The following is an 18,112-nucleotide window of genomic DNA, read 5'->3' as shown; positions in this document are numbered from 1 at the left end:
ATCACATAAACATTAACTACAGATATAAAATAAATTATATTTCACTCAAAAAATGTTCCGGGATTTTTTGAATTTACAAAAGTATATAGAAGTTTCATCGCTCGTTTTTCTGATTCTCCTCCACATCTCATAACCAGGTCCCCATGATGCCTGATTAGCTCTGCAAGCTTCGTATCCTGGTATAAAATATACCGGGTTGCATGAACTGTTGCTTCAATTACATTGTTAAAACCACGATGGACCGGATGTGGTGGTTCTGGTGTCAATGCAATATGGACTGGTTCCAATCCAACAAATATTTTTTCAGAGGTTTTATTCAGAATTTGTGCTTTACAAAGAATCCAGTTTTGAACACTGCGCAGACGTTGGATATGATATTCTCCAATTTTCTCTTCAACATATGATTCACTAGAAAGATCTTCAAAGGTAGTTCTTACAAAAAGAACAGGATCATGTGTAATATGTGCAACTATCCAACCATCTCTGATTATATTTTCAGCAGTATGACTTGTTCGGAACACAATCATCGATAAGGAATTATTCTTCAGAATAATGCCCATTGGTGCAGCATTATAACTGGTTGAGACGATAACTTCGTTGATTCCCTCAATAAAAATGTTGTCTATTGGATACAATCGTGATCCCACTGCCACCCCTCTCCCAAAGCAATATAGATTCCTGATATCATAATATCTGCCAGGGAGCCGGGATTGTATCCATTCATCAGACAATAATTATCTAGTTCTTCTAAAGTCATAGATCCTTTCTTTACCATAATTGCCATATCTCTAACTTTTTCTGATGCATGAGATCCAAATTTTTTTGCAATAAATGTATCCGGATATTCAGAAAGGAGGGTAAGAAATACCTGTGATATCTGACATTTGTCATTATGAGATGAAAAAAGAAGATCTGCTGTATATCTGGTGAGAGGAAAACCAGATATTATTTCTTTAGCAACCAGGTCATGAGGTGAAGAATATTTCATTACATCAAAAAATGTCATTCCCCGGCTTTTTAGTTCTTCTTTTGCCTGAGGATCATTGATATCCAGTTCATCAGATTCTCTGACCCTCACGGCAGTATGTGCAAAAGCATCATAAAAATCCAGTGCATCATCAATTGTCGATTCTTTTACAAGCCGGTAAGCTTCTTGTATTGTTCCTCCCATAAGAAGTGGTATGAGAAGGATAAAAGCTCCAAAATGAGTATTCCCACCTTTATGTCGTCCGGTAAGAATGGTAGCCTCCTTGATGAGTGTTCCAATTGAACCATTATTTTGTTCTGCTTTTTCCAAAACCGGTCTGCAAAAGATTACTGAAGCAAGAAAATGTTGCAGTTTTGTATCAGGATAATCATGACACCGATCTATATTTCCAGGTTTATTCCAAGCACATACCTCTAAAGTCATCGCAAGCTGGGCTCGTTCAGTTCTAGATATTTCGGGAATCATGAAAAAATTTTCTTTAGTAATTTTTTGGAAACTTCCCGCTTTAAATCCATATAAGTAGATTTTTTTAGACCTGCCTGCCGAAGTGTTGCATCGCGGAACATACAGGGTGTAGAATCTTTGCAGCAGTATGCCAGACTACCAAAACAGGTATTTGCTCCTTGTTCAAGAGGTGTTCCTTTGACAGCTTCCATCTTCATTGAGACAAACTCCTGAGGAGATATTTTGTATTTTTCTAGGGTGGGAAGAAGGGGGCATGGTTTTACCGGCATACAACAAAAGGCAAGTGATCTAATATCTCCCCCACGACACAATTGTTTTGGGGCATTATACCAGCCATGTTCCTTTGTATATTGGGCTATTTGTGCTCGTAAAGAGGAAAGTGTTTCAGAATCTGACTTTCTTGCCAGTGATATCATATCTGCACCATGAGCAAACATGTCTTTGGCTTTTTCAAAGGTATTAATGGAATTATTTGCTATGATAAAAATTGGTGATGCGTCGCGAATTTTCTTCAGATACGAATAACCATAGTCCATCAGGTCGATATGTAAGATATCTGCTCCGGCCTTCCAGAGAAGACGGGATAATTCAACATCATCTGATGCTACTCCTGCGCGTATCTTGACCGATACCAGAACTCCAGATATTTTTAATGCCTGAACATAAGCTATCAGAACCTCCGGATGATGCAGTAGAAATTCACCACTTCGTGCATCTATCATAGGTTGCTGTCGGCAATGTGCATCAATCTCATATACTATTGAATTATCGAGCTCTTGAGCAAGGGCAGCCAAAGACCCTGATTCCGAAGCCCTGATATTTACTACCGGTACAACACCAGATGCTTCAATAAGCGCTACCTGACCTTTGATGTCCTCCACAACATTTCTAGGTAAAAACTCTTCTCTTCCCTGATCAGAGAGTGCTCGTGCTGCCTGAATAGTAAGGTCATCGATTGCATAACCTCCTATTATTCCAAGACCGATATGTTCTGCGACATTGCGAATATATGCACCATCTGTTATACCTGCCATGCAGGCTACAGCAATTGGAGTTTTTATTAGTTTTTCCCCGATAAAGAGATTGAAATTCGTATCCATTAGTAACCCTTGTCCATAATCATCGATCCTACTTGGGTATAAGGTTCTCTCTGGTTTCTCAATAAAAACCAGAACAATACTTTTCTATAATTATGAAGAATGTATCCCAGATGAGAAGATCTTGATACATATTTCTAAAGAGTATAACATTTGGTAACTATTTTATTACGTGCAGGAGTACCTATTGAGAATGACAAAAACTGGAATTCTTCTGGTAGGGCATGGTAGTAAAAAGGAATACAATAAAGATCTCATTACAAAAACTGCAGATCTAATTCAGCAGAAACACCCTGACTATATCGTCAGATGCGGATTTATGGAATTTAACCAGCCAACCATTAAAGAATCGCTTGATATGTTCAGAAATGATAATGTTGACAGTATTGCTGTCGTTCCCCTTTTCCTCGCCCGCGGAGTTCATATAGATGAGGATATCCCTGGAATCCTCGGACTTGCTGCTGGCCAGAAACGAGGTCTTTTTGCACTCGCAAACAAGGAAGTCCCTCTCGTATACGCTGATCCTATCGGACCAAATCCGCTCTTGGCAGACCTCATGATGGAGAACGCAAAGGCGGCACTTGACCTGATCTGATGCAAATTCTTGTTCTGGATACTATCCATGGAGGAAAGGTGATTGCTGATCACCTCTCCCGTCTTGGTCATAATATAGATATGGTTGATGTCTATCGTGGTCAGGAAGGAATTATTCCCGAGATAGCACGTTCTCGATCGTATGATCTTGTGGTCGTTCCGGTTCATCTAGATCCGGATTACGCTCTTCTTCATGAGATTTCATCACCGGTAATATCTCATCATGCTGCTGTAAGATGGATACTGGGGAACAATTTTTCGAAACCTGTTATCGAAATTACCGGAAAACAGGGAAAATCTACGACAGCAACAGCTCTGGCATTTCTTATGCAGGGACCTGGTTTGTTACAGACATCGAGCGGACTGTATAGATATCCTGAAAAGGAAGTAATTGGAAGATATTCTATCACACCCGCTTCTCTATTAACCACATCTGCATTCATTCCTCCTAATGGATGGTTCATTGCAGAGATTTCAATCGGATTTTGTGGTATAGGATCCTTGGGGATTATCACTTCAGGACTTGATTATTCTATCGCGAATGAGAAAAGAAGTGCCTTTACAGTAAAATCTGAACAATCCCATGTGATGGAGAAAGTTCTGGTTGCACCCGGTGTTGTGCTTCAACACACAGGTGCAATTTTTGCAAAAGACCTGATAACTATTGAAGGGTCAACTGCTTTTTATAATTATTTAGGAATAACCGGAGAATTTTCTAATCCTCTCCTGACTCTCCCCGGTTATCAGACTCCTTTGATGCTGGCAGCTGGTGCTGCTCTTCTCCTTGGAATTAAACCAGATAAATTATCAGAATTTACTGCCCTTCCAGGTCGCATGGAAGTTTTCCATGAAGACGGTTATATAATTATTGATAATGCAAACAGCGGCACTTGTTTAGCTACTACGATGGATTCTTTTCGTTATGGAAAAGAAATAGTTGGTGATAAACCAGTTACAATTATTATTGGACAGGAATCAGCATCAGTTTGTGAAAATTTTACAACCAAAGAAATTATATCATCAATTGAAAAAATTCGACCTCAATCCGTTATTCTTATACCTGGTGATAAACGGATAATGAGTACCGACATTATCGGGTTTTGTGAATCTTATGATATTACCTGCACCCTTGCTGTCTCTTCTGAAGAAGGCATCAAATGTGCAAAATGTCTAAAAAATCCTCTTATTCTATTATCTGTAAAACGGTGGAAATAATGAAATATGTACAGCCCCGCCCCAGTTCAATAGTTGCTGCACTTTATACAGCCAGAGATCTTGAAGTAGATGTCGCTGTTTTGCATGGCCCTTCCGGGTGTTCATTTAAACATGCCCGACTGTTGGAAGAGGATGGAATGCGAGTCCTGACAACCTCACTTGCAGAGAATGAATTTGTGTTCGGAGGACAATCCCGGCTGGAAGATGTTCTGCTTTATGCAGAAGAAAAATTTTCTCCAAAACGGATGGCAGTCATGGGAACATGTGTATCTATGATCATCGGAGAAGATTTGCAGGCAGCAATAGATAACTCAGGGGTACTAACCGAGACAATTGCAGTAGATATCCATGCAGGTTTTACCGAAAACATTGATGGAGTTATAGCTACACTCAAACCTGCAGCAGACATTGGATGGATCACTCATGATGAATTATCACGTCAACAGGTTCTTTTAAAGGCAGCAAATCAGGTTGAACGACTTCGTGGTGCAGCGGTGAAGGAATATATTGAACCATCACGAGGTGACTTAAAGCACCTGGTAGCGAAAAGGCTGGTTGAACTTATCCGTGAAGGGAAGAAGGGAGTGGCTATTATGAATGCAAAAAAAGAGACTGCATACATGTTTGCTGATAGTCTTCTAGCATTTCATGAGATTGCTCCCAATGCGAACATTTCGTATTCTGCAAACCTTGAATTGCGTGGTCTTCCAAAGGTGAAACGTGATGCAGAGCGTATAATTCGTGACCTGGATTCTGGAGGTCTTTCATACGTAAAACAGGGGGCTCTTGATGAATATGGAGCAACCGGAGATCTTCTTGGGAAATGGATACAGGAAGAAAATCCGGATTTTGCTTTACTTACCGGAGTTCCTCATGCGATTGAACAAAAATATACTGATGGCATAGAATGTTTCTCAATAACGAATGGGCCACGACAGGTTGCACCTCTCAAAGATCTTGGACATGCTCATGTTGTAGTGGAAATAGATCTTCATCCTAAGACTCTTGGTGTTCGGTCAATTATTGAATCAGAATTTGGAGCTGTCCTTCGGAGTATGGCATGAAAGCATTCCTGATTTCCGGAGATCGTTCGGGATCAGGGAAAACGAGCATTACTCTTGCCATTGCTGCTGCACTTGCCAAAAGATGGACTGTCCAGACATTTAAAGTCGGGATGGATTATATTGATCCGTCATACCTTACGGGAGTTACCGGTCGTCTTTGCCGGAATCTAGATTCATTTGTAATGAGTCAGGATGAAATCTATGCAGTATTTAAACATGCTTGCATTGGAGCAGATATTGCAATAATTGAAGGTGTACGTGGTCTCTATGAAGGAGCAGAGAGTACTGATGATATCGGGAGTACTGCATCGATAGCTAAACTGCTACAAATCCCCATAATTTTGGTAATTGATGCGAGAAGTATAACCCGCAGTGCTGCTGCATTGCTTTATGGGTTTATGAAGTTTGATCCCGGTGTCACCATTGCCGGTGTGATTCTCAATAATGTACGAGGCGAGAAACATATCCGGAAAGCAACCGAGGCTATCAAACATTATTGTAATATTCCAGTAATTGGGGCAATCCCCCGGGTAGATAACCTGGATCTTACTATGCGTCATTTAGGCCTTGTGCCTTTTGAAGAGGGATTAAAAGACCAACCATTCCTGAACCGGGTGGAATCGATAGTAGAGATGATATGCAGTCATCTTGATCTTGATCTCCTGATGTCATTATCTCGTGAATTGGAATCCCCTAAAAAAATACCAGATCTTTTCACCCCACAAACAAGTAAGAAATCGGGAACTATTGGGATAGCCAGAGATGAGGCTTTCAATTTTTATTATGCTGATTTGTTCTCTTTAATTGAATCTGCAGGTTATGAGATAACATTTTTTTCACCAATCCATGATACACTACCTGATGCAGACGGATACATATTGGGCGGTGGATACCCAGAGTATTATGGTAGAGAATTATTTCAGAATCATGCGATGATTGAGGATATAAATCGGCTTGCAATAAATGGGGTTCCTATATTGGCAGAATGTGGCGGGCTTATGTATCTTTGCAGAAAGATAGAAGTTCTTCAGGATTTCTCAGGTCTTCATACCGGTGATTCTTTTCAAATGACTGGAGTGCTTCCTGCAACCTGTACTATTCCAAAAAAGCGTGTTGTCACCTATGTAACCGGTAGAACGACTCCTTCATGTCCTATTTCTAAAAATGTATCACTTCCTATACGAGGTCATGCATTTCACTATTCTACCGTTCACCCGGATTCAGGAATTTCTTATGCTTATGAACTTGACCGGGGATTTGGTATTGATAAGGTACATGATGGGATTGTTATGCAGAATGTTATTGGTTCATATACACACCTGCACCCGGTCCCTTCTCGTGCTCTTCTCTTCTCCTATTTATCCGCTTGTTCAGGTGACCAACACTAAAGAAGACCTGGGATCTTCTATTTTTGATATGGATCTGATCGAAAATGATGATCCTTTAAGAGAAAGTGAGTCAGATACTTTGGTATGCAGATATATATCGATGGGAATTTCTATCCCAAAGAGGAGGCAAAGGTATCAGTTTTTGATCATGGATTTCTCTATGGTGACGGAGTTTTTGAAGGTATTCGTGCATATTCCGGCCGAATATTCAGACTTGAGGAACATCTTGATCGACTCTATGATTCTGCAAAAACCATCGATTTGAAGGTTCCGATCACGAAAGAAGAGATGACTGCTGCAATTATTGAAACATGTAAGCGAAACAATCTCAAAGATGCTTATATCAGACCTATCGTGAGTCGTGGAGTAGGAGATCTTGGGCTTGATCCACGAAAATGTTCAAAGGCCTGTGTTGTTATCATGGCAGTTGAATGGGGAGCCATGTATGGAGACTTATATGAAAAGGGTCTAAAAGCCATCACGGTATCAGTCCGGAGAAATCCAGCTGAAGCTCTCCCTCCAAACGTAAAAAGTCTGAATTATCTGAATAATATTCTGGCTAAAATAGAGGCAAATTGTAAGGGTGGAGATGAAGCAATCTTTTTTGACACCAATGGATATGTTTCAGAGGGATCAGGAGATAATATCTTTGTTGTAAAGAATGGAGTAATTATCACCCCGCCGACATTGAATAATCTAAGAGGGATTACTCGGATGGTCGCTATAGAGATTGCAAACTCACTCGGATTCTCTGTAGTTGAGCGCAACATGGGATATTATGATCTCTATTGTGCAGATGAAGTCTTTGTTACAGGAACAGCGGCCGAGGTGGCCCCGATTACATGGATTGATGGTCGTGATATTGGTACTGGAAAGCCAGGTCCTGTCACGCGTCAGTGTATGGAACAGTTCAAAAACGTGGTTCAGAAGGAAGGAACTCAGATCGTATAAGATCTGGAGACAAAACCTTTTTATGTGATCGGGTAGACCTATATTGGCACACGCTGATATAGTGTAGTCCGGCCAATCATGTCGGCCTTTCACGCCGACGACTGGGGTTCGAATCCCCATATCAGCACTCTTGTTTTATCAGATTTTTAGGTGGCAATGAATAATTATTTCATTAACTTTAAAATTATTTATATACAGTTTCATAAATTACTAAAAAATATTCCAATACAGTGAGTACGAAAACAAAAATTCAAAGAAATTGTGATAGAAATATATTTTATTTCAATCTTTTAAGGAATAGAATCTTTTCATGATTAGGAAATTTATCTCGCGATAATAAAAAAGTATATCTGATATATCAGAGAAGGATATGTATTGATTACATGTATATTCAAATGAAAATCCTTTTGAATTTATTTTTGTATACTCGGAAATATTCATTGGTTCTATAATATGGGAGCATTTTATTGTTCTACCTGCTGGCATGTAAGCCCTTCTTTTCAATACCGCTGCCCTTCCTGTGGTGCAACGAATAGTTTTTATACAGAACAACAGTATGCTGAACTTATGATTCGTTATATTCACCATCCACTTCGTAGATACCGGATTATTGCACTTCAGAATTTAAAACAAATGAAATGGAAAGATGCTATTCCTGATATACAGGAACGTATTCGGATTGAAAAAGATATGGATGTGAAGGCAGAAGCGAAAAAAGCGATTGAGGCTATAGGAATATACCATAATCGGACAGAAAATGAACAGTCAGTGCTAAAAAATGAAGCTACCCATATGTATGAACATTTGTATCATGTAACCTGTAAGGTGATTCCAGTTCGGCGGATCATTCGAAAACGTGGGCACTATCATTTACGTCCTCGCGGATTACGATAATCAACCTATTATTATGAGTAAAATTTTAAGATGATTTTCTTAACTATAGAGAATATTACCCAAAAATCAATAGTTATGATAAAGTAGAGCGATTAAGCTATAATAAAAAATAATTCAATAAGAGGACTAACAGAATACAATGAATACAGTAACCCTTACAAATAAAATTATTATCATGGCAAAAGAATCGGGAGCAGACCTTATTGGAATAGCAGATCCAAAAGAGTTGTCTGGTCAAGAATACCAAGGTAATAGTCCACTTGAAATAAGTGAACAATTTCAATCAATTATTCTCATTGGTGTTATGATCCCGAAAGGTGCCTTTATGCCTCTTCCGAAAGGACGAGCATTATATACAAATACACTTATGGCAGGTACTGCTACCCTCAGGATCATATCATACAAAATTGCCAGGAAATTGGAAGAAGAAAATTTTCTTGCGAGTATTGCACCGAGTGAAGGAAGCGAATTTGGTTATTGGTATGCAGATAAAAAAACTTTAAAAGCTGATTTCTCAATGAAATATGCTGCATTTTGTGCTGGGTTAGGATCATTTGGTAAAAATCATCTCTTTATTTCTGAAAAGTATGGATCACGAGTCAGGTTTATGGCGATTGTAACGGATGCTCTTCTAGAGCATGGAACCAGATCTGCGACTTTTTTACATTCTTCATGCAAAAATTGTACCGCTTGTATCGATGCATGTCCAGCACATGCAATTCATGAGGACGGCACAATTTCCCGTTCATCATGTGCTGAGTATATGTTTCAAACGCTTGGTGGTCTCCGGTGTGGGATGTGCATACGTTCCTGTCCGTTATCCTGTCCGGATTAGGTTCTTTGATTAATTATTGGATTTTATAAGTTTAGAACAAAATAAATAATTACACAATAAAAATTGTAAACTATCTAATAAATTTTTCTAAAATTCCTTTTCTGATCAACACATCATAACTCATATCTAATCCTTTTACTAATATCACATTACAGGTTTTTTGCTATTAATTTGGTACTTGAAGATGGAGCTCTGATGCCGGATTATACAATAATTGATAATACATGTGATTTAACGAATTCTCAACCAAAAATTTCAGTTCTTTATGTAGACGATGAAAGTAACCTTCTTGAATTGGGAAAACTTTTTCTTGAAGATACAGGAGAATTTCTGGTTGATATATTATATAGTGCAGAAGAAGCTTTGAGCTCTTCAAATCTTCGATTTTATGATGCCATTATTTCTGACTATCAAATGCCAGATATGGATGGTATTGAATTTCTAAAAGAAGTAAGAAAACAGATTGGGGACACCCCATTTATTATATTCACCGGCAAGGGTCGTGAAGATGTTGTTATTGAGGCAATAAATAATGGGGCAGATTTTTACCTCCAGAAAGGTGGGGAGGCTAGATCCCAATATGCAGAATTATCTCATAAAATTAAACAGGCAGTAGGAAAAAAGCGAGCAGAACGATCATTACGGGACTCTAAAAAACAGTTATCTGACATCATCGAATTTCTTCCTGATGCAACATTTGCTATAAACAAATCAGGCCTTGTTATCGCGTGGAATCGTGCCATTGAAGAAATGACAGGAATTTCCTCAGCTCAAATTATGGGAAAAGGAAATTATGAATATGCCCTTCCATTCTATGGACATCGCAGGCCACTTCTTTTAGATTTAATCCAGAATCCAGATAATACGATAACATCATATTACTCAAACATTAATCGGATTGGTAATGCAATTACGGCTGAAGCTGTTCTCTCCTTTCCAAAAGGAAATGATGTATATACTCTGATTAAAGCATGCCCATTATATAATCAATCCGGAGAAATTACCGGAGCTATTGAATCAATTCGAGACATTACTCAAGCTAAAAAAACAGGGTTATCACTCATAGAAAGCGAAATTAAATTTAGAAACCTGGTAGAATATTCTCGTGACAGTATTCTTATTGTCGATTTTTTTGGAATAATCCAGTTTTTGAATCCCACCGGATTATCTATGGTGGACGAAGATAATCTGGATCAAATCATCGGTAAAAAATATTTACGTAATTATATTCATCCAGATTTTTTAGAAATGGTAATCAAGGATATGAATTTGATTGCGCAGGGAAATGAGGGATACACCCTTCAATATAAGTTAGTAACTGGGAAAAATAGGGAAATCTGGGTTGAAGGGCATGGACGAAAAATTCCACACCAACATTCTGAAGCGATTCTTATTTCGTTACGTGAAATTACAGAAAGAAAACTGGCTGAAGAAAAGTTACGAGAGAGTGAAGAAAAATTCCGCTCCTTTGCAGAACTTCAACCACAAATGGTATTTGAGACTGATATCCATCTTACTCTGACATATATTAATCAACATGGACGATCTGAAAGTCAGACACCTCAAAATATTATAAAAGAAGGTATATCTGCTTTAGATTTTATCCATCCATCATATCATACAAAAGTCAAAGATAATATTCAAAAACTGATAGATGGAATTCCTTATGAATTAGAAGAATACCTGGCAATTCGAAAGGATGGAAGCACATTTCCCATTAATATTTACTCTTCCCCAATCTATAGAAATGGAACAGTAACCGGTATCAGGGGTGTCATTATAGACATCTCTGAACGAAAAAGATTTGAGACTGAATTAAAAGAAAGTGAAGAGAAGTTTCGTGCACTTGTGGAGCAATCTCATGACGGAACAATTATTGTTGACTTTTCCGGAAATGTATTATTTGCAAATCCCCGAATAGGTATTATTATCGGACATACCAATGTTCAGAATCTTGTTCACAATTCAAATATTTTTTCTTTTATACTCCCAGAATTTCACGAACAAATAAAACATGATATGAACGAAGTTAAATCCGGACATGAGGGGTATGCTGTATTATATCAGGTACAAACAGTAGATAACCGAAAAATTTGGATTGAATGTACTGGTAAAAAAATATCATATTCAGGTTTTCCTGCAATTCTTCTTTCTATTCATGATATTACCGAACGAAAAATTGCTGAAGATGCTCTCCGGGATTCTGAAGAAAAAATGGGAACAATCTTTAGAAACAATCCTGTTGCATTAACTGTAGTTTCGGCAGCGGATGGTGTTTTTGCAGACGTAAATGAAGCTTTTTTAAAAATGACAGGGTATGAAAAATCATCCGTCATAGGAAAAACTTCTGAAGAATTAGGTATTTTCTCAGATAATAATCAATATCGTAATTTATTATCATTATTACAAAACCAAAAACCAGTTTCAGGCTTGGAGATCATCTGTCAGAAAGCTTCAGGAGAAAAAAATATTTGCAGATTTTCTTCAGGATTTATCATGATGGGGAATAAACCCCACATTCTCTCTTCTATCGAAGATATAACCATGCAAAAAAGTCTACAATCTGCATTTGAGGCACTCATTCGAAGTATGGTCGGGACAATAGGTATCAACTCGCTAAAGACCATAACTGAAAACATTCATTCATGGCTCAATGCAGATTGTACCATGATTGGAGAAATTCTAGAAGATAAAAAGACTGTGAAAGTTCTTTCGATGATTCTTGATGGGAAAGAAATTTATGATTATTCATATACTCTTGTTGGCACTCCCTGCGAGAATGTAGCTGAAAAAGGATTTTGTGTATATACTGATGATGTTGAGAAAATCTTTCCAAATAGTCCTGATTTACAGGAATTTAATATTCGGGGCTATATTGGAACACCTCTTCGAAACTCGGATGGAGAAGTTGTAGGCATTCTTTGTGCACTTTTCAGACAACCAATAGAGCCATCAATAGCCATTCAAAAAATTTTAGAAATAATTGCTGTTAAGGCTGCAGCAGAAATTGAACGTGCTCAAATAGAGAAAACTTTGTTAAAAAGTCAGAGAGATCTTGAAGAGGCAATGGATCTTGCAAATCTGGCAAATTGGGAATACGATGTAGCACGTGATATGTTCACATTTAATGATCGATTTTATTCATTATATGGAACAACTGCAGAACGTGAAGGGGGTTATCATATGAGTTCTCAAACCTATGCACGAAAATTCTCTTTGCCAGGAGATTCTCATTTAGTTGCCAAAGAAGTCGAAAGAGATATTCAAGCAACAGATCCCAATTTTTTATCTCATGTTGAGCATCGGATTATACGGGGTGATGGAGAGGTTCGTCACATTAGTGTTCGTATTCGTATAACAAAAGATAATTTGGGACGGACCACCAAGACTCATGGTGTCAATCAGGATATTACCGAGCGAAAGAGAGCTGAAGAGGTTATCAGAAAAGCAAACCGTCAATTGAGTTTACTGACCGGTATTACTCGTCATGATATCCTGAACAAAATCTCTGTGATGTATACACTACTTGAACTCGGGCAATTGGAATGCAAAGATCCTGAATTATCCGGTTATCTTCAATCTACTATTTCTACAATCGAAGAAATTCAATCTTTAATAGAATTTACACGTGTTTATGAAGAATTAGGGTCTCAGGAACCTCAATGGGTTGATCTCCAGTCGGTCATCTCTAAGTTACATATTCCTGATTCAATACATTTCATAAAAGATATAGCTGACATAAGTATTTTTGCTGACTTGATGATTCAAAAGGTTTTTTTCACCTTACTTGATAATTCGATTCGTCATGGTCAGAAGGTTACCGAAATCCGTATTTTTACGAAAGAGATCAAAGGAGGTATAGTTGTTATATGGGAAGACAATGGTTTAGGAATTGCTTATGATGAGAAAGAGGAAATATTCGGGAAAGGATTTGGAAAAAATACAGGATTTGGTCTTTTTCTCGCACAAGAAATTCTAAATCTTACCGATATTTGCATCAAAGAAACCGGAATACCTGGAGATGGAGCACGTTTTGAGATATTCATTTTACCAGATGGATGGAAAAAATCATAATTATCTTAAAGTTCAATTTAGAATTGGAAATTAAATACATATTAAAGATCTGATAATTTTTACAATTTTTTTATCTTTTAGTTTATCGCATATATCTTTTAGTACATTTTTAAAAAATAATATCATATTACTAATAAAGTTAGCCAACCTACAATGATATTATGGCCGATAAAAACCGAGAGGATCTTCATGGAAAAGTCATAAGACTGAATGATCTTGTTGAATACCAGAATGGAACAATCGCCAGTCGAATGGTCATAGTATCAAAAGCTGGATCAATTACTCTATTTTCATTTGACGAAGGAGAAGAGATATCTGAGCATACTGCCCCATATGATGCAGTTGTAACCGTTCTTGAAGGGGTTTGTGATGTAACTCTTAATTTGGCTATATTTCGAATGAAGGAAGGAGAAACAATAATATTTCCAGCACATGCACCCCATGCCGTGAAGGCAGTCACCCGGTTTAAGATGATGTTAACGATGATCAGGGAATAATTAATACCTGATACAACTATCAGGAGATCATGATGTATTCTGCTGATACGATGATTAAACCCGTTCCTCTTGGATTTGTTACTGCTTACATCGTAAAACAGAATGGAATTATACTTATTGACGCCGGAATTCCTGGAAGCGAAGAAATAATTCTGGGCACGTTAAAAGGTCTTGGTTTCAAACCACCGGATGTATCGCTTATCATTATTACTCATGGACATCAGGACCATGCTGGGTCAGCTGCTGCTCTCCAAGAGGAGACGGGTGCACCAATTATATGCCATTCAGCAGATGCTGGTTATCTGGAAAATGGAAAACAGGGGAGATTAAAGCCATGTTCGATAGTGGGATATTTTCTAAAATTCTTTTTCAATAGAAAAAAACTATCAGTATTTCCACCGGTTCATCCAGATATTCTCATTGAATCACCCTATGATCTGAGGCCTTATGGTATTTCCGGAATGATTGTCCCAACCCCTGGTCATACAAAAGGTTCAGTCTCAATTGTTTTAAATTCAGGAGAGAGATTTATTGGTGATCTCATTTTTCCTAAAATTCCTTCTGGAAAACCAGGGTTACCATTCTGGGCCGAAAAGCCTGAGTTAATAATGGATAGTATTCGGAACATTTGTGATAGTACTTGTACAAGAATATATCCTGGACATGGGGGACCTTATACCTATTATGATCTATATGATTTAATGAGTTAGAGCATTATTGTTAGTAAATTAAAAAGATTGATAGATATAATGAAAAATATGGATGACATTTTTTTAATACTCAATTTAAATTAAGAATAACGGATATATATCACCCAATTTTATAATGTCGATATTATACCCTTATTAAACTCCGGATATCCCTGTCAAAACGTGCCTATTCCGGGGACCATCAAATTCGCAAAAGTAAAGACCTTGCCAGGTTCCGAGGCTTAACCTGCCATCGATGATTGGTACCGTAAGAGAAAACCCCATAAGTGAAGCCTTCAAATGAGCATCAGAATTCCCTTCAGCATGCCTGTAATCTCCGGTAGGGGGAATAAGTCGTGAAAGACTGACTAAAATGTCTCTTGTTACATCAGGATCTGCATTTTCATTAATTGTCAAACCTGCTGTGGTATGTTGGGAAAAAATTACACAAGTTCCACTTTTCACTCCTGATTCCCGTATAATTTCAGAGATGCGAAGTGTGATATCAATGAATTGAATTCTGGTATTTGATTGAATATTGATAGTTGTCCATTTCATAAAACCACTAATCAATGTATATTTCAATCTGGATAAACGTCTCTCTCGAAATTCAATGGAATTGACATCTTTGTAGATATTAATTCTCTAAAGATTTTTAAAATTATAGATTTATTTGATTCTTTCGTAAAATTGAATTGAAGGAATTATACTTATACTTTATTCCACCATACTCTACCATCAGGATATTATGAAACCAAAAATGGAAGGGTATTGTGAAGAAATAATTAACTTCCTCCCTGATGCTACCTTCGTTATTGATCTGGATGGAAAGGTCATTGCCTGGAACCATGCTTTAGAGAATATTACTGGAGTTACTGCTTCTCAAATGCTTGGAAAGGGTAACTATGCATATGCCATTCCTTTTTATGGTGAACGAAAACCAATGCTTTCAAATCTCATTCTTCTCCCTGATGAGGAAATTGAAAAACGGTATAATCATATCAATCGAGATGGTGACACGCTCGTAGTTGATATTTTTATTCCTTCTTTTGGGAAAGATGGAACATATTTCTGGGCCAAAGCAAGTCCCCTTTATGATCCGGGCGGGAACGTGGTTGGTGCCATTGAGACCATCAGGGATATTACCGATCGGGTAAAAGCGGAAAATGAGATAAAAAAAAACTGTTCAACGTTTGGAGGAGATTATTAACTTCCTCCCTGATGCTACCTTCGTTATTGATCTGAATGGACAAGTTATCGCCTGGAATAAGGCTATGGAGGATATCACAGGAGCTTCTGCTTCTCAAATGCTTGGAAAGGGTAACTATGCATATGCCATTCCTTTTTACGGAGAACGAAAACCAATGCTTGCAAACCTCATTCTTCTTCCGGATGAAGAAATAGCAAAACGATATAATAATATCACTCGGGATGGAGATACGCTCGTTGTAGATATCTTTATTCCCTCTTTTGGGAAAGATGGAACATATTTCTGGGCCAAAGCAAGTCCCCTTTATGATGAACATGGAGAAATATATGGAGCGATAGAGAGTATCAGAGATATTTCTGACCGAAAACGGGCTGAACATGAATCTGAAATTTCTCGAAAAAGGCTTGAGGAGATAATCAATTTCCTTCCTGATGCTACCGTTGTTATTGACACGAACGGGATTGTTCGGGCATGGAATCATGCAATGGAACAAATTTCTGAAGTCTCTGCGGTAAATATGGTTGGGAAAGGAAATTATGAATATGCTCTTCCCTTTTATGGAGAGCGAAGACCCATACTTACAGATCTGGTATTTCAGCCAATAGCAGAACTAGAGGAAAAATATTCGCACATTGATCGGGAAGGAGACACTCTCATTGTGGATACATTTCTTCCGTTATCTGGAAAAGAGGGTCGTTTTGTTTGGGCCAAAGCAAGTCCCCTCTATGATCTGAAGGGCACCATAACAGGATCAATTGAGACCATCAGGGATATAACTGACCGAAGAAAGATGGAGGAACGCCTTGCCAGATCAAAAGCAGAACTTGACATCGCTGCAGAAATTCAGCGAAGTTTTCTTCCTGACACGATTCCTATCATTCAAGGTTTTGATGTAGCAGCGACCAGTGTGATGGCAAAAGAAGTCGGAGGAGATTTTTTTGATGTTATACCAATGGAACTTGTTCCTCTCCATAAAGGACTGTAAGGTATTCTAATAGCTGATGTATCAGGAAAAGGAATTCCAGCAGCCCTTTTCATGGCATTATCCCGTATTGTAGTCAGAGTAAATGCAACCTGGCACCATGAACCAGCGAAGGCAATTGGTTCTGCAAATACGATAATCACACAAGACTCAAAGTCAGGAATGTTTGTAACCCTTTTTTATGGGATACTCTCTGAACAGGATAGGACCCTTACCTATGTCAATGCAGGACATAATCCACCTATTGTATATCGGGCAGCAGATGATAGTTTCCAAGAATTATCAATGACTGGGATAGCAATTGGTGTTCTTGAAGATGAAATTTATGACCAGAGATCTGTTCTGATTAATTCTGGTGATATCATTGTTCTCTATACTGATGGTGTGACTGAATCTTTGAGTTCATCACATGAGATGTTTGGTGAATTACGCCTTAAATCAATTATCCGTGAGAATAAATCATTAACCGCTACTCTCATTCAAAATAAAATATTTGAAGAAGTACAAAAATTTAGTGAATCAGAACCACAATTTGATGATATCACCCTTCTTATTATAAAAGGAATACCATAATTTTATAATCGTGAACTAATCCGAATGACATCTCATATTTTGTACACTCATATGAAAAAATGTAAAGTATTTATTTTTTCCAGTAAAAAATTGCCATTATTAGTGACAGTATTCCTGAAATGATAAAGAATATTCCGAGAATCATGATGAGAAGAGCTGTTCCTGCACTCGGATTCATGAACAAGTAAATACCAATGAGTAAACTGATAATTCCAGCAATACCGGTCAGGATTCGATGTTTTTCCCATGAGATTGAGACAGCATATGCAATGGTAAGCAAACCATTGAGGGTAAGCCATAATGCTATGAGATATCCTATTGCAATCGTTGCGACATATGGGGAGATGATTGCAAGAAGTCCGATGAGAATACTCACAAGACCAGATCCCAAGAGTATCATCTTTGGTGTTCCACTCTCTGCTGATAAAGCAACTCCCGCAGTCAGAATTCCAAATATCAAAAAGATAACGCCAACAATAAGAACTAGGAAATCAAAGACAGCGGTAGGTGCGGTGACTGATACTAAACCAAATAACAGAACTACGATGCTTAAAATGATTGCAAGGATCTTTTCTGAATCCATATGTAAGATCAAA

General features: G+C 37.9%; 18 protein-coding genes and 1 tRNA gene. 14 read left to right on the top strand and 5 right to left on the bottom strand.

The features are described 5' to 3' along the window. Positions 1–41 precede the first annotated feature (41 nt). Genes KSK55_RS02240 through KSK55_RS02230 form a run of 3 tightly spaced genes read right to left on the bottom strand, consistent with a single transcriptional unit; the run spans position 42 to position 2,553 of the window. The gene (locus KSK55_RS02240) at positions 42–653 is read right to left on the bottom strand and encodes a DUF447 domain-containing protein (protein WP_256664153.1); all 612 of its coding nucleotides are present in this window, start codon (positions 651–653) and stop codon (positions 42–44) included. Then, positions 623–1,453, bottom strand: coding sequence for a triphosphoribosyl-dephospho-CoA synthase (locus KSK55_RS02235; RefSeq protein ID WP_218608013.1), 831 nt, complete (start codon positions 1,451–1,453; stop codon positions 623–625). The genes KSK55_RS02240 and KSK55_RS02235 overlap by 31 nt, the downstream gene beginning before the upstream one ends. Continuing rightward, on the bottom strand, positions 1,450–2,553 hold the full coding sequence (locus KSK55_RS02230; protein ID WP_218608012.1) for a methanogenesis marker 9 domain-containing protein: 1,104 nt from the start codon (positions 2,551–2,553) through the stop codon (positions 1,450–1,452). The genes KSK55_RS02235 and KSK55_RS02230 overlap by 4 nt, the downstream gene beginning before the upstream one ends. Positions 2,554–2,743: 190 nt before the next feature. Here KSK55_RS02230 and cfbA point away from each other — a divergent pair, with 190 nt between their 5' ends. From cfbA to KSK55_RS02175, 11 genes are all read left to right on the top strand, one after another. Continuing rightward, on the top strand, positions 2,744–3,145 hold the full coding sequence (cfbA, locus tag KSK55_RS02225) for a sirohydrochlorin nickelochelatase (RefSeq protein WP_214418517.1): 402 nt from the start codon (positions 2,744–2,746) through the stop codon (positions 3,143–3,145). Further along, a complete protein-coding gene (cfbE, locus tag KSK55_RS02220) occupies positions 3,145–4,359 on the top strand; it encodes a coenzyme F430 synthase (protein ID WP_218608011.1) in 1,215 nt (404 codons plus the stop codon). The genes cfbA and cfbE overlap by 1 nt, the downstream gene beginning before the upstream one ends. Then, the gene (gene cfbD, locus KSK55_RS02215; protein WP_218608010.1) at positions 4,359–5,423 is read left to right on the top strand and encodes a Ni-sirohydrochlorin a,c-diamide reductive cyclase catalytic subunit; all 1,065 of its coding nucleotides are present in this window, start codon (positions 4,359–4,361) and stop codon (positions 5,421–5,423) included. Before cfbE ends, cfbD begins: the two co-directional genes overlap by 1 nt. After that, positions 5,420–6,811 carry a Ni-sirohydrochlorin a,c-diamide synthase gene (gene cfbB, locus KSK55_RS02210; RefSeq protein ID WP_218608009.1) on the top strand — a complete coding sequence of 464 codons (1,392 nt, stop codon included), beginning with the start codon at positions 5,420–5,422 and terminating at the stop codon, positions 6,809–6,811. The genes cfbD and cfbB overlap by 4 nt, the downstream gene beginning before the upstream one ends. 84 nt (positions 6,812–6,895) lie before the next feature. Beyond that, complete coding sequence (gene ilvE / locus KSK55_RS02205; protein WP_218608008.1) at positions 6,896–7,762, top strand: branched-chain-amino-acid transaminase; 867 nt, start codon at positions 6,896–6,898, stop codon at positions 7,760–7,762. 52 nt (positions 7,763–7,814) lie between these two features. Next, positions 7,815–7,889: transfer RNA gene (locus tag KSK55_RS02200), tRNA-Glu, on the top strand. Between the two features lie 326 nt (positions 7,890–8,215). Next, positions 8,216–8,656: a DNA repair protein RadA gene (locus KSK55_RS02195; RefSeq protein ID WP_218608007.1), complete on the top strand. Its 441-nt coding sequence runs from the start codon at positions 8,216–8,218 to the stop codon at positions 8,654–8,656. Between the two features lie 175 nt (positions 8,657–8,831). After that, positions 8,832–9,491: a 4Fe-4S binding protein gene (locus tag KSK55_RS02190; RefSeq protein WP_218608006.1), complete on the top strand. Its 660-nt coding sequence runs from the start codon at positions 8,832–8,834 to the stop codon at positions 9,489–9,491. 171 nt (positions 9,492–9,662) lie between these two features. Continuing rightward, on the top strand, positions 9,663–13,565 hold the full coding sequence (locus KSK55_RS02185) for a PAS domain S-box protein (protein WP_218608005.1): 3,903 nt from the start codon (positions 9,663–9,665) through the stop codon (positions 13,563–13,565). A gap of 161 nt (positions 13,566–13,726) precedes the next feature. Next, a complete protein-coding gene (locus tag KSK55_RS02180) occupies positions 13,727–14,062 on the top strand; it encodes a cupin domain-containing protein (RefSeq protein ID WP_214418510.1) in 336 nt (111 codons plus the stop codon). Positions 14,063–14,091: 29 nt separating this feature from the next. Then, complete coding sequence (locus tag KSK55_RS02175) at positions 14,092–14,772, top strand: MBL fold metallo-hydrolase (RefSeq protein ID WP_218608004.1); 681 nt, start codon at positions 14,092–14,094, stop codon at positions 14,770–14,772. A gap of 135 nt (positions 14,773–14,907) precedes the next feature. Here KSK55_RS02175 and KSK55_RS02170 read toward each other — a convergent pair whose 3' ends face one another. Next, positions 14,908–15,309: a secondary thiamine-phosphate synthase enzyme YjbQ gene (locus KSK55_RS02170; protein WP_218608003.1), complete on the bottom strand. Its 402-nt coding sequence runs from the start codon at positions 15,307–15,309 to the stop codon at positions 14,908–14,910. 190 nt (positions 15,310–15,499) lie between these two features. Between KSK55_RS02170 and KSK55_RS02165 the strand changes: the two genes are divergently transcribed. Genes KSK55_RS02165 through KSK55_RS02155 form a run of 3 tightly spaced genes read left to right on the top strand, consistent with a single transcriptional unit; the run spans position 15,500 to position 17,516 of the window. Continuing rightward, positions 15,500–15,961, top strand: coding sequence for a PAS domain-containing protein (locus KSK55_RS02165; RefSeq protein WP_218608002.1), 462 nt, complete (start codon positions 15,500–15,502; stop codon positions 15,959–15,961). Continuing rightward, positions 15,945–16,946, top strand: a complete 1,002-nt coding sequence (locus KSK55_RS02160; RefSeq protein WP_218608001.1) for a PAS domain-containing protein — start codon at positions 15,945–15,947, stop codon at positions 16,944–16,946. Before KSK55_RS02165 ends, KSK55_RS02160 begins: the two co-directional genes overlap by 17 nt. Positions 16,947–16,997: 51 nt before the next feature. Continuing rightward, a complete protein-coding gene (locus tag KSK55_RS02155) occupies positions 16,998–17,516 on the top strand; it encodes a PP2C family protein-serine/threonine phosphatase (protein WP_256664152.1) in 519 nt (172 codons plus the stop codon). A 70-nt stretch (positions 17,517–17,586) separates the two neighbouring features. On the opposite strand, the gene KSK55_RS02150 is transcribed toward KSK55_RS02155, so the two are convergent. Beyond that, positions 17,587–18,099: an HdeD family acid-resistance protein gene (locus KSK55_RS02150; RefSeq protein ID WP_214418506.1), complete on the bottom strand. Its 513-nt coding sequence runs from the start codon at positions 18,097–18,099 to the stop codon at positions 17,587–17,589. Positions 18,100–18,112: the final 13 nt, after the last annotated feature.

The sequence above is a fragment of the Methanospirillum hungatei genome (assembly GCF_019263745.1).
GTDB lineage: Archaea > Halobacteriota > Methanomicrobia > Methanomicrobiales > Methanospirillaceae > Methanospirillum > Methanospirillum purgamenti.
This window is presented reverse-complemented; position numbering and strand designations above follow the sequence as displayed.

What these genes read in the sequence shown, in the direction of transcription:
- KSK55_RS02235 (WP_218608013.1), bottom strand. Translation starts at nt 1,453, where the DNA reads ATGATTCCCGAAATATCTAGAACTGAACGAGCCCAGCTTGCGATGACT.
- KSK55_RS02230 (WP_218608012.1), bottom strand. Translation starts at nt 2,553, where the DNA reads ATGGATACGAATTTCAATCTCTTTATCGGGGAAAAACTAATAAAAACT.
- cfbA (WP_214418517.1), top strand. Translation starts at nt 2,744, where the DNA reads ATGACAAAAACTGGAATTCTTCTGGTAGGGCATGGTAGTAAAAAGGAA.
- cfbE (WP_218608011.1), top strand. Translation starts at nt 3,145, where the DNA reads ATGCAAATTCTTGTTCTGGATACTATCCATGGAGGAAAGGTGATTGCT.
- cfbD (WP_218608010.1), top strand. Translation starts at nt 4,359, where the DNA reads ATGAAATATGTACAGCCCCGCCCCAGTTCAATAGTTGCTGCACTTTAT.
- cfbB (WP_218608009.1), top strand. Translation starts at nt 5,420, where the DNA reads ATGAAAGCATTCCTGATTTCCGGAGATCGTTCGGGATCAGGGAAAACG.
- ilvE (WP_218608008.1), top strand. Translation starts at nt 6,896, where the DNA reads ATGCAGATATATATCGATGGGAATTTCTATCCCAAAGAGGAGGCAAAG.
- KSK55_RS02195 (WP_218608007.1), top strand. Translation starts at nt 8,216, where the DNA reads ATGGGAGCATTTTATTGTTCTACCTGCTGGCATGTAAGCCCTTCTTTT.
- KSK55_RS02190 (WP_218608006.1), top strand. Translation starts at nt 8,832, where the DNA reads ATGGCAAAAGAATCGGGAGCAGACCTTATTGGAATAGCAGATCCAAAA.
- KSK55_RS02180 (WP_214418510.1), top strand. Translation starts at nt 13,727, where the DNA reads ATGGCCGATAAAAACCGAGAGGATCTTCATGGAAAAGTCATAAGACTG.
- KSK55_RS02175 (WP_218608004.1), top strand. Translation starts at nt 14,092, where the DNA reads ATGATGTATTCTGCTGATACGATGATTAAACCCGTTCCTCTTGGATTT.
- KSK55_RS02170 (WP_218608003.1), bottom strand. Translation starts at nt 15,309, where the DNA reads ATGAAATGGACAACTATCAATATTCAATCAAATACCAGAATTCAATTC.
- KSK55_RS02165 (WP_218608002.1), top strand. Translation starts at nt 15,500, where the DNA reads ATGAAACCAAAAATGGAAGGGTATTGTGAAGAAATAATTAACTTCCTC.
- KSK55_RS02155 (WP_256664152.1), top strand. Translation starts at nt 16,998, where the DNA reads ATGGCATTATCCCGTATTGTAGTCAGAGTAAATGCAACCTGGCACCAT.
- KSK55_RS02150 (WP_214418506.1), bottom strand. Translation starts at nt 18,099, where the DNA reads ATGGATTCAGAAAAGATCCTTGCAATCATTTTAAGCATCGTAGTTCTG.